7 protein-coding genes, 1 tRNA gene and 3 pseudogenes are annotated in these 12,048 nt (G+C 39.8%); all 11 read right to left on the reverse strand.

Annotated features, from left to right (window positions below):
• Positions 1 to 74: 74 nt before the first annotated feature.
• The 11 genes and pseudogenes from JCM1039_RS04205 to JCM1039_RS10620 all read right to left on the reverse strand — a co-directional run bounded on the left by JCM1039_RS04205 (position 75) and on the right by JCM1039_RS10620 (position 11,666).
• Positions 75 to 1,019, reverse strand: a complete 945-nt coding sequence (locus tag JCM1039_RS04205) for an ABC transporter ATP-binding protein (protein ID WP_025014780.1) — start codon at positions 1,017 to 1,019, stop codon at positions 75 to 77.
• A 20-nt stretch (positions 1,020 to 1,039) separates the two neighbouring features.
• Positions 1,040 to 2,098 (reverse strand): ABC transporter ATP-binding protein, encoded by a 1,059-nt coding sequence (locus tag JCM1039_RS04210; protein ID WP_025014781.1) that lies wholly within the window; start codon positions 2,096 to 2,098, stop codon positions 1,040 to 1,042.
• 15 nt (positions 2,099 to 2,113) lie between these two features.
• Entirely contained in the window at positions 2,114 to 3,145 is a 1,032-nt protein-coding gene (locus JCM1039_RS04215) for an ABC transporter permease (RefSeq protein WP_025014782.1), read from the reverse strand.
• 8 nt (positions 3,146 to 3,153) lie between these two features.
• Positions 3,154 to 4,082: pseudogene (gene opp3b / locus JCM1039_RS10610) on the reverse strand (oligopeptide ABC transporter permease).
• Positions 4,083 to 4,266: 184 nt separating this feature from the next.
• Entirely contained in the window at positions 4,267 to 5,409 is a 1,143-nt protein-coding gene (gene guaB, locus JCM1039_RS04225) for an IMP dehydrogenase (RefSeq protein ID WP_025014783.1), read from the reverse strand.
• A 150-nt stretch (positions 5,410 to 5,559) separates the two neighbouring features.
• Positions 5,560 to 7,193 (reverse strand): annotated as a pseudogene (locus JCM1039_RS10615) (peptide ABC transporter substrate-binding protein).
• Between the two features lie 73 nt (positions 7,194 to 7,266).
• The gene (locus JCM1039_RS04235) at positions 7,267 to 8,892 is read right to left on the reverse strand and encodes a peptide ABC transporter substrate-binding protein (RefSeq protein ID WP_025014784.1); all 1,626 of its coding nucleotides are present in this window, start codon (positions 8,890 to 8,892) and stop codon (positions 7,267 to 7,269) included.
• Positions 8,893 to 9,063: 171 nt separating this feature from the next.
• A complete protein-coding gene (locus JCM1039_RS04240) occupies positions 9,064 to 9,717 on the reverse strand; it encodes an HD domain-containing protein (RefSeq protein ID WP_025014785.1) in 654 nt (217 codons plus the stop codon).
• Positions 9,717 to 11,030 (reverse strand): C1 family peptidase, encoded by a 1,314-nt coding sequence (locus JCM1039_RS04245; protein WP_025014786.1) that lies wholly within the window; start codon positions 11,028 to 11,030, stop codon positions 9,717 to 9,719. Before JCM1039_RS04245 ends, JCM1039_RS04240 begins: the two co-directional genes overlap by 1 nt.
• Positions 11,031 to 11,104: 74 nt before the next feature.
• Positions 11,105 to 11,177 (reverse strand) — tRNA-Thr (locus JCM1039_RS04250).
• A 133-nt stretch (positions 11,178 to 11,310) separates the two neighbouring features.
• Positions 11,311 to 11,666, reverse strand: a pseudogene (locus JCM1039_RS10620) (hypothetical protein).
• Positions 11,667 to 12,048: the final 382 nt, after the last annotated feature.

A 12,048-nucleotide genomic window follows, 5' to 3' on the forward strand; every position in this document is an offset into this window, starting at 1 on the left:
TAAACAAAACAAAATATCCTCAAGGATTTTTCCTTGAGGATATTTTTTATTATTCATAGAGAGATTGTTTTGGCTTAGTTTTCGTAGCTAGCAGCTACTTCTTCATAATGTTTAACTTCATCGTCACTGCAACGAACAAAGTGACCTGGACGAATTTCGTGCATGCTGCGCTCTTTTCCGTCCATTTCTTCTTTTTGAGCATCGTATGGAATTCTAGTACGACTACGTTCAACCTCTGGGTCAGGAATTGGCACAGCAGAAATCAAACTCTTGGTATAGTCGTGAAGCGGACGATCATAAACGTCGTCAGCTGGGCCTACTTCAAGCAATTTACCGTAGTGCATAACACCAATACGGTCAGAAATAAACTTAACCATTGATAAATCGTGGGCAATAAAGAGGTAAGTTAACCCACGCTTCTTTTGTAAATCAATCATCAAGTTAACAACTTGGGCTTGAATTGATACGTCCAAAGCTGAAATAGGTTCGTCGGCTACGATGAATTTAGGTTCAACGGCCAAGGCACGTGCGATACCGATTCTTTGACGCTGACCACCTGAGAACTCGTGTGGGAAACGGCTGGCGTGACTTTCATTCAAACCAACAGTTTCAAGCAATTCTTCTACACGCTTGCTTCTTTCCGCCTTATCCTTAACCAAATGGTGGATATCGAGTCCTTCAGCGATAATATCTTCAACTGTCATTCTTGGGTTAAGTGAAGCATATGGATCCTGGAAGATCATTTGTGCATCCCTAGTAAAAGCTAGCTTATCTGCACGAGACTTCAAATTTTCGACGTTCTTGCCTTCGAAAATAACCTCACCACTAGTTGGCTTGTACAATTGTAAAATTGAACGACCAGTAGTAGTCTTACCAGAACCAGATTCACCTACCAAACCAAAAGTTTCGCCTTCGTAAATATCAAAACTTACATCATCAACAGCTTTGGTGACATTACGGCCATTTTTAAAGTATTGTTTTAGATGTTTTACTTCCAAAATTTTCTTTTTTTCTGGCATAAAATTCTCCTTTGCTGCGACTATTTAACTCCTGGTAGTTTGTTCTCTTTTTTCATTAAATCGTATTTCTTCCAGCGCCTTTGAATTTCTGCTGGTGGTTCAACCTTTGGTGCACCTGGTGCAAGTAGCCAAGTTGCGGCATAGTGTGAATCACTAACCTTGAAGAATGGCGGCTTACGCTCAACATCAATCTTCATAGCGTATTTGTTTCTTGGTGCAAAAGGATCACCCTTAGGTGGATCAAGCAAGTTAGGTGGCGTACCTGGAATTGATTCCAAAGTATCACTGTTAAGAGTAGGCATTGAGTTGATCAAGCCCCAAGTGTATGGGTGTTGTGGATCATAGAAGATTTCATCCACGCCACCAAATTCAAGAAATTCACCTGCGTACATTACGGCTACACGGTCAGCCATGCCTGCAACAACACCTAAGTCGTGCGTAATAAAGATAATTGAAGTCTTTACTCTCTTTTGTAAGTCCTTCATCAAGTCCAAAATTTCAGCTTGCACAGTTACGTCCAACGCAGTAGTTGGTTCGTCCGCAAGTAAAATTTCTGGTTCACAGATCAAAGCAATCGCAATAACGATTCTTTGTCTCATACCACCTGAGAATTGGTGTGGATATTCGTTAATTCTTTCTTCAGCGTTAGGAATACCTACAGCCTTCATCATCTCAAGCGCCTTAGCCCATGCTTCCTTCTTTGAAGCACCCTTGTGCTTGATCAAAGGTTCAGCGATTTGTTGGCCAATCTTCATCGTAGGGTCAAGTGAAGTCATTGGATCCTGGAAAATCATTGAAATTTCATTACCACGAATCTTTTGCATTTCCTTTTCGGGTAAATCCAATAAGTTCTTACCATGGAAATCGATCTCGCCGCCTTCGATCTTAGCGTTACGAGCAAGCAGTCCAATGATACTACGAGTAGTAACAGACTTACCTGAACCTGACTCACCTACGATTGCTAAAGTTTCACCCTTATTCAAGTGAAAGGACACATTGCGGATAGCTTTAACCTCACCAGCATAAGTGTGAAAATCAATTTTTAAATTTTTAACATCTAAAACTCTTTCTTCTGGCATTTAGGTTAATCCTTTCTATCTTTGTCCTCTTGGGTCAAAGGCATCACGTAAACCATCACCTAATAAGTTGAAGGCAATCATCAAGATACACAGAACAATTGCTGGGTACCACATTTGGTATGGCAAGAATTGGAAGTTCTTTTGACCTTCGTTTAAAAGCACACCAAGTGAAGTTTGTGGAGCTGAAATACCGATACCGATGAAACTCAGGAAGGCTTCGAAGAAGATAGCAGTTGGAATGGTGTACATCGTTTGAATAATGATGATACTTGAAAGGTTGGGCACCAAGTGCTTCCACGCAATCTTCCAAGATGATTCACCAAGTGAACGAGCTGCTAAAACATATTCTTCGTTCTTCAGACTCAGCGTCTCGGCTCTGACCTGCCGTGCCATTGTTGTCCAACTTGAAATGGCAATGGCTAAAATAATTGTTTTAATTCCCGGTTTAAAAATAACCAACATCAAAACAACGATAATTAAATTAGGTACGGAGGAGATAATTTCGATAATTCGCTGCATGACGTTATCGACTCCCCCGCCTTTCCATCCGGACACTATTCCGTATATGACCCCGATGGTTAAGTCAAAGAAGGCAGCAACTAAGGCAACGATCAATGAGATCTTAGTACCATAGATAATTCTTTGTCCAAGTGAACGACCTAGGTAGTCAGTACCTGCGATAAAGTACTTGTCCTTTGGCACATTGTTTTGAGCATATGCATCAACCCATTTGCCGTTTTGCTTAATCTTACCGTTCAAACCGTTAACTGCGCTCATGCCAGGAACTTTGGCTGGCAAGTTAGCATATTGCGGATGTGATTTAACCAAAGTTGCGTTATTGATGAATGGGGTTGAACCAAAGGCAACAATGATCATGACAATAACAATAATTGCGGAGATCATAGCTGCTTTTCTTTGCTTAAAACGAATCCAAACGTTTTGAGCAAATGACAATGATGGACCAGCAATATTTTCGTTATCTTGCGCCTCATCCTTTGGTAAAGGTTCAAAGGCATCTGTAGGAAGGTTTAATTTTTCTTCAGCCATATTGTCTTCTAAGCCTCGCTTTCATCTAATCTGATTCTTGGATCAATCAATCCGTAAATGATATCAGTTACTAACAGAATTACTACTAATCCGATACAGTAGACCATCGTGATTCCCATGATTGTTGGGTAGTCGTTAGTTAAAATTGACTTAACAAATTGTTCACCGATGCCTGGGATGTTAAAGATGTTTTCAATAACCATTGAACCAGTCATCAAAGCTACTGCGTAAGGACCAATCAAAGTAACAAGTGGAATCATTGAGTTACGCATTGCGTGTTTTCTAATAACTTCCATCCGGCTTAAACCTTTAGCCTTACCTAACTCAATGTAGTCACTACTCAAAGTATCAACCATGCTCGTTCTAATGAACCGGGCCGTCTCGGCGAATGGCCCTACCGCTAAAGCAATCGTCGGCATAATTGTTTGGGAGAATTGCCCCCAACCGGCTAGTGGGAAAAGCCCCAGTTTCAAACCGATGTAGTATTGAAGTAGTACCGCTAAAACGAAGTTAGGTACTGACTTACCTATAATAGAAATTACAGTTGCAGTTGAGTCAACCCAGGTTCCTTGATTTACGGCAGCGATGGCACCAACGATAACGCCAAGTACAACACCAAGAATCAAAGCTTGAAGACCAAGTTGCATTGAGGCACCCAAACGTGAGCCAATCAATGTTGCAACAGGTTGATTACTGTATTGGAAAGATGTACCGAAGTCTCCGTGAAACATCCCACCGATGTAAATCAAATATTGTTGCCATACTGGTTTATTCAAACCGTATTGTTCATCCATAATGTGTCGCTGCGTTAGCGTCATCTTCGCTTCGTTAGCGTAAGGTGAACCAGGCATTAACTTCATTAAGAAGAAAGTTACCGTGCTACGATAAACAAAGTGAGGATCATATAAAAAATACGTTTTAATAGGTATCTAGCCATATTAATTTCTCCCTCATTTTCTTTTTGCTTTATTACTTAATTTTTAATGTTGTTTTAATTATACCAAATGATTTTCAAATTTCTAGTGTAAACCAATGAAAAATTAAAAAAATAAGAGAAAAGAATATGCTTTTCTCTTATTTTTAAGCTGTTGTTATTACTTATTGTTTTGATTGTTTGTACTTTATTTGTAGTTAGGTGCTTCCTTAGTCATTTGCACATCGTGTGGGTGTGATTCACGCAAACCAGCATTAGTGATTTGAACAAATTGGGCCTTTTCGATTAATTCTGGAATATTAGCTGCACCGCAGTAGCCCATTCCTGAACGAAGACCACCGTCGATTTGGAAGACAACGTCAGAAACGTCACCCTTGTATTCAACACGAGCTTCGATACCTTCTGGAACAAGCTTGTTAGCTTCGTTAACGCCACCTTGGAAGTAACGGTCGCTTGAGCCGTGAGCTTGTGCCATGGCACCGACAGAACCCATACCACGGTAACGCTTGTACTTCTTGCCATTATCTTCAAAGATGTCGCCAGGTGCTTCAGTGGTACCACTAAGCATGCTACCAAGCATAACTGCGTTACCACCAGCAGCTAAGGCCTTAACAACGTCACCTGAGTACTTAATACCACCATCGGCAATAATTGGCTTGTGGTATTCACGAGCAGCTGAAGCAGCATCATAAATAGCAGTAATTTGTGGTACACCAACACCGGCAACGATTCTAGTAGTACAAATTGAACCAGGTCCAATACCTACCTTAACTACGTCAACGCCAGCGTCGAACAATGCACGAGTGGCATCCCCAGTTGCCACATTACCGGCAATTAAAGTTTGCTTTGGAAAATGTTCACGGAATTCTTTAATCTTACGCAAAACACCTGCTGAGTGACCATGAGCAGTATCAATAACGATTGCATCGGCACCAGCTTCAAGAAGTGCTTCTGCTCTTTCAAAAGTATCACTAGTTACACCAACAGCTGCGGCACAAAGCAATCTGTTTTGGTCGTCAACTGCAGCCTTAGCGGCATTGCTTGGTACGACTACGCTCTTAACATTAGCAACTTCACTTGCTTGGGCTTGAATTGACATATTCTTGTGCACTACGCCAAGTCCACCTTGGAGAGCCATCGCAATTGCCATTGCTCCTTCAGTGACAGTATCCATGCCAGCACTGATTAATGGAATATTCAATTTAATATTATCAGCCAGTTGTGTGCTCAAATCGACTTCGTTTGGCAAAACATGGCTTTCTGCTGGAATCAATAAAACATCATCAAAAGTTAAACCTTTTTTGGCAAATTTTGTATCCCAATTAGGCATTATGCTCTCCTTTTCTCATACAAATAAAAATTATTAGCTATACTTTACTAGGAGATCAACCAATTTTCAAGGGTAAAAATAAAAGCAGGCTGAATTTTTTCAGTCTGCTTTTTACTTAAGAGAGGAGATTATTTTTGTTTATTGTTATGATTAGTTTTCAACATATGCTTCCTTAAAGTTGTAAGGAGCACCGGCACCGTTGTAGACAACGCCCTTGACGGTTGAACGAACCATCCAAGCTTCTTCTGGGTGGTACAAAGGAGTAACACCCTGAGTGCTGATAATTCTTTGTTCAGCCTTAACCAAGTCGTTCCAACGAGTGGTTTCACTAGGAGTTACCTTAGATTCTGCGACAAGCTTATCATAAGTCGAATCTGAGTACTTTTCCCAGTTTTGCGAGTTCTTAGAAGTGTTCAAGTCCAAGAATGAAATTGGGTCTGAGAAGTCGGCAGTCCACCCCATCAAGAAGACATCGTAGTCACCGCTTCCGGCGTGGTCTAAGGCAGTCTTCTTAGGAATGCTTTGAACTCTGACGTTGACACCCTTCAAAGCAGATTCGATTGAACTTTGCAAGAATTCGCCGCCCTTCTTTGAAGCATCGTCATCGTAAGTCAAGATTGAGAAGCTTACGCTCTTCTTACCCAACTCTTTTTGAGCCTTCTTCCAGTAGGCTTGAGCTTGTTTCTTGTTGTAGGTATTAAATTGCTTAGTAGCAGTACCTCTAACAAGGTCGGTGTAGTCTTTACCCTTCACTTCGGTCATGTTTTCTGGAGAAAGCGTGTCGGCAGGTTCTGCGGCCCCACCAACAGAGTTAGCCAATTCTTTTCTATTGATTGCTAAAGAAAGAGCCTTTCTGAAGTTTTCGTTGTTAAATGGTGTTTTCTTTTGGTTCATTTCAAGGTAAATCGTAGATGCAGTCTTTCTCAAAGTGTAGCCCTTTTGATTCTTCAATTCCTTTGAAGCTTGAGGACCAAGCAAGGCTGCATCAAGCTTGCCTGATTGGTAAAGGTTGTAGTCGGTTGAAGGCGTCTTTTGCACGCTGTAGTTAATTGTATTCAGCTTGACGTTCTTCTTGTCCCAGTAGTTTTTGTTCTTAACAAGTTTCCATGAAAGGTTTGAACCTGTCCAACCCTTTTGTACGAATGGGCCGTTGTAAACAGTAGTCTTTGATGAAGTACCATAGCTCTTGCCATATTGTTCTACTGCCTTTTGGTTTTGTGGGAAAAATAGTGGGAAGCCCATCAAAAGCTTAAAGTATGGAATACGTTTATCCAAAGTTACAACAAGTTTGTCTTCACCAACAGCTTTAATACCCAGAGTATTTGGCTTCTTTTTACCAGCTACAATGGCATCCGCATTTTCAATACCCGAGAATAAGTATGAATATTGTGAACCAGTGCTTGGAGTAACGGTTCTACGCCAAGAATAGACGAAGTCTTAGCAGTTACTGGATCACCGTTTGACCACTTATCATCTTTACGTAAAGTAAATGTCCAAGTCCTGCCATCTTTACTGGTAGTAGTTTTAGTAGCCAAAGCATTCTCAACTTTAGAATTTTTACCTAAACGATAAAGACCTTCCATCGTATTGTTCAATTGGGTAAAACTAGTGGCATCTGTAACCTTAGCTACATCCATACCTTCAATTTCTGTTTTATCCATCCAGTTTAAAGTCTTTTTACCACCACCGGCTGATGATGAACTACTATTGTTGCCACAGGCTGCCAATGCAGCTCCGGCTAAAGTTACAACACCGGCTGCCATTAATTTTCGGAATTTACTCATTTTCTTATCCTCCGAATATGCAAAAAAGAGTAGCTGATTAAAGCTACTCTTTTCCTGTCAAAGTACTATGAATTTAATCTACGTAAGCGTTCTTGAAGTTATAGTTCAAACCAGCACCGTTGTAGACGATACCCTTGATGTCTGGACGTACAAGCCATGCTTCAGTCTTGTAGTAAAGAGGTGCGATACCTTCTTCATTAAGCAAGATCTTTTCAGCCTTTTCAAGATCGTTCCAACGCTTAGTAGTATCTGCAGTAGTCTTAGAATCAGCAATCAACTTGTCGTATTGAGCGTTGCTCCACTTACCGTTGTTGTTAGCGTTCTTGCTAGTGAACAAGTCAACGAATGAAATTGGATCGGCGAAGTCAGCTGACCAACCTGATACTACGAGGTCGAAGTTACCGTTAGTTGAACGGTTCAAACGAGTCTTAAATGGTACGTTTGCGACAGAAACCTTCATGCCCTTCAAGTTTTCTTCTAATTGACTTTGAAGAGTTTCAGTAGTCTTTTGACCTGCATCAGTATCGTCTGAAAGGATTGAGAATGAAACGCTCTTTACGCCTAATTCTTTCAAAGCCTTCTTGTAAAGCTTCTTAGCTTCAGTTGGGTTGTAAGAAGCACTTTCCTTATCACCAACTACTGAAGCCCAATCCTTACCATCGTGGTTAACTACACCCTTAGCAGTTAAACTGTCAGCTGGAGTGTTTGAACCACCTAAAGCGTTAGACAAAGCTTTTCTGTTAATTGACATTGAGATAGCTTTACGCAAGTTTTCGTTCTTGAAGATCTTTCTTCTTTGGTTAAATTGAACGTAGAATGTTGCAGCTGTGTCACGCAATGTGTAGCCTGCATTGTGTTTCAAGTTCTTAGTTTGTTGTGCGTCCAAAACAGTTGCGTCAAGCTTGTTTGATTGGTACAAGTTGTAAGCTGTTGAAGGAGTCTTTTGGACACTGTAGTTAATGGTGTTCAACTTAACATTCTTCTTGTCCCAGTAGTTCTTGTTCTTAACTAACTTCCATGAAAGGTTTGAACCTGTCCAGCCCTTTTGTACGAATGGACCGTTGAAAGCAGTGGTGCTTGATGAAGTACCGTACTTAGAACCGTTAGCTTCGACAACCTTTTGGTTTTGTGGGAAGAATAGTGGGAAGCCCATCAAAAGCTTAAAGTATGGAATACGCTTATCCAATGTAACAACTAACTTGTTATCACCAACGGCCTTGATACCTAAGCTGTTAACTGGGGCTTTACCAGCTGAAATTTGAGTGGCATTATGAATTCCCTCAAATAAGTAGGCATATTGTGAAGCAGTCTTTGGGTTGACAGTTCTACGCCAAGAATATACGAAGTCCTTAGCAGTTAACTTGTCACCGTTTGACCATTTTGAAGGACGTAAAGTAAAAGTCCAAGTCTTGCCGTCTTTAGAAACCTTGGTGCTAGTTGCCAAAGCATTTTCAACCTTGGAGTTCTTGCCTAAACGGTAAAGACCTTCTTCAACGTTACCCAATTGGTTAAAACTAGTAACGTCGGTAGCCTTTGAAATATCCATAGTTGGAATTTCGGCTGAATCCATCCAGTTGATGCTCTTCTTTGCAGAAGAGTTGCCTGATGAACTGCTGTTACTGTTGCTACCACACGCTGCTAGTGTGGCACCAGCGATAAGAACTGTTGCCCCTGCAGCAAATAATTTTGTAAACTTCATATTATTTCCCCTCTCATTTATGAAAAAAATAATAGAATTTCTTAAGTTGTTTATAAGTATATATTGCTATTTTTTAATTTGCAAGTTTTTTTTAATCTTTAGTAAATATTTAAGTAAAGAAATAAGCCTCAATGCTACAGCATCAAGGCTTATTAATTATTAAACTTTTTTTCAGACATTCCACTCATCCATGAACTCTTGAACGAAATTACGCATGTAATCGGTCCGTCTTTCAGCCTCTTTTTTAGCGGCTGAGGTGTTCATTAAATCGGTTAAATGAAAAAGTTTCTCATAAAAGTGGTTAATCGTTGTCTCGACATGACCACGATATTGGTCATGACTCACTAACTTGACTGGCTTAATCTCAGGATCATAGATTTTGTTACCATGCTTACCACCATAGGTAAAAGCACGAGCAATGCCGATGGCACCGAGACTTTCCAAGCGGTCCGCATCTTGAACATACTTGCCTGACAGAGGCAAATTATAGTGATGTTCAATATTGGCAGAAAAGGACATGTGCTGGATCGTAAACAAGATGTCCCAGATTTCCAAATCATTAAAGCCCACTTTAGGCAATAATTCTTTAATCTCGGCAACGACCTTTTCTGGATCGGCACAAATCTTTTCATCAATCGTGTCGTGCAAGTAGCCGCCAGTTTTAATAATGGCCACTATCCGGCTATCCTCATGAGCATCAGGATGATCTTCCAGATACATCCTGCTAGCCAAGTTAGCTACACGTTGACCGTGATAAAAATCATGTCCGGTTTTTTCGTCTTTTAAATGATCCTTGGTAAATTGAATGACTTGATCGATGTCCATTATGCCATTGAGTCCCATGCTTCTACTGGGGTAGCTTCGCCTTCCCAAATCTTAACCAATTTTTCTGGTACGTATTGCTTCTTAACCACAACCTTGAAGAGGTATTCGTTGAACCAGTCGTCATCCATTACGAAGTAGCCCTTTTCACCAACTTTTGTGCCCCATGAGTTCTCAATTTTCCATTGACGAGGCTTGCCATCAACGACATCAACACCAACCAAAGTCATAGCGTGAGTTGAACCAGATGCCCCAGTTTGCAGGCGCTCTTTTTTATTCAACTTAGTTTCAATGTTGAAAATGGCATCAGTTTGGTAAAGGCCTTTAGATAAAATACCCTTTTGACGGTCGCTGTCTTTACCAACATCACAACCGAACCAAATAGTTTCGCCAGCTTCAAGTTGCTTAATTGCAGCTTCCTTCAAGTTGTCGATTTCAGTGTTCAAGAATTGAACAGGAGTACCGCCTTCAACGTTGTCTTCGAATGGAAGAGCGTAAAGCTTATCAAATTCGTGGTCTGGTGCGTTAAATAAAACAACGTAGTCATCAAGATCATCAGTAAAGTAATTGTGGAAGAAATCAAGTGGAGTCAAATCACCATCAAAGTGATACTTGCCATCGTCATCCTTAAATTCAAGATCAAATTTTTGAACTGGTTCACCAAAGGCAATCACAGCCATGCGGTAAACTTCGCTCAAAAATTCTTGGCGCTTTTCTTCAATTTCATCAGTCTTATTTTCTTGAGCAAGCTTACGCAAAACAAGACCATCTTCGCGCAACTTCATGTTCAAAGTTCTGTTGAACATTGCAGTGTTGTTAGCAGTAAAACTTTCATCTTGAGCATAAGTTGGCACTAAACCATATTTTCTGATCAAAGAAACAGCCATTGCCCATTGACCACCATCAGTATCTGGACCTTGCATGTAAGTATGAACGGTACGGTCATCAAGTGGACGGTCGGCAGTATTCAAGATATTATCAAAGAAAATGTTAGCACGTTCTACTCTGTCCCAGAAGAAGAGGTAGTTTTGTGAAAAGGTAAAGTTCTTAGCATTGTACTTTTTAGCAAAATCATGACGAAGTGTGTTCAATGCCGCAAACAACCAGCAACGACCTGATTGCTTTTGATCAGTGACGTTGTCAGTTGGAATTTCAATTGAAAAAGTGCGGTTTAATTTTCTTACGCCTTCAGTGTTAAAACTTGCCTTTTGTACGCCGTTATTAACGACTGCAAGTTCTGCTACGCGATTTTGTGGTTCTTTTTCATATTCTTTTTGGAATTTGGCAATTTCTGCCATTGTCAGCTCGTGTTTCATATGAGATCCTTTCTCGTTAAAAATCATTTAATACTAATTGCCATCATTTTAGCATTATTTTGCCCATTAAAAAAAGCCGCTTCCCAGGTTTGAACTGGGAACCTCCTCCTTACCACGGCGGTGCTCTACCTATTGAGCTAAAGCGGCGTCTTTATTGTAACAAAAAAGGCAAGGATATTCGAAGTGAATACCTTCGCCTTTTTAAATTTCCTAATCCAAGAGTTCGAAAATAAGAAATAATTCGAGGTTATTAAATTTCATATTAAGTAAAATTTTGAAGTTAGATCTTAACAACGTCCTTGGTGTTCAACCATTGACTCTTGTTGATCTTAACAATCTTTTTGCTGTTAACTTTCTTAACTGCCTTAGCGGTGTAAGTTGAGCCATGGTTACCTTAGCACCGGTCTTCTTAGCGTCTTGGTTGTAAACAGCGACTTTTTGATTCTTAGTATCTTTTACAACTACGAAAATCTTGTCGCCTTTCTTAATTGAAGGGTCAGTTGGAACAACTTCTGCAGCACCTAGCTTTGGAGCAGTGAATGAAGTAGCTTGAACAACGCCACTACCAACACCGACAAGACTTAAACCGATTACCAAACTTGAAATAACTTTTAAAGCTTTTCTAGATTCTAGCATTTTAATAACCTCTTTTTATTTACTCGTTTTTTCTTTACGCTTTTACTATAACACCTTTCATCAAAAAGTAAATAATTTAGTTAATAATTTCACAATTTTTCATGATAAGGATGTGCCTTTAAATATTGCTATATACCACCGTTTCTAAATTATATATGTGCATATTTATACACTAGTATTATTTATATTTGTGTATTAATATAGTTATAATGTGAATTTGTGAATAACAATTCTAAACTACTTGAACAATATTAAAAATAACAATTTAATTAGTAAAATATTATTTTACTTTTTTAGGCATAAAAAATATTTTTCAAAAATCGTATAGCATTAAAAAAGGGCAAAAAAATGGAGGGTCAAAACCCTCTATTTTTAAAGATAT

This window comes from Lactobacillus kitasatonis DSM 16761 = JCM 1039 (genome assembly GCF_000615285.1).
Taxonomy (GTDB): Bacteria; Bacillota; Bacilli; order Lactobacillales; family Lactobacillaceae; genus Lactobacillus; species Lactobacillus kitasatonis.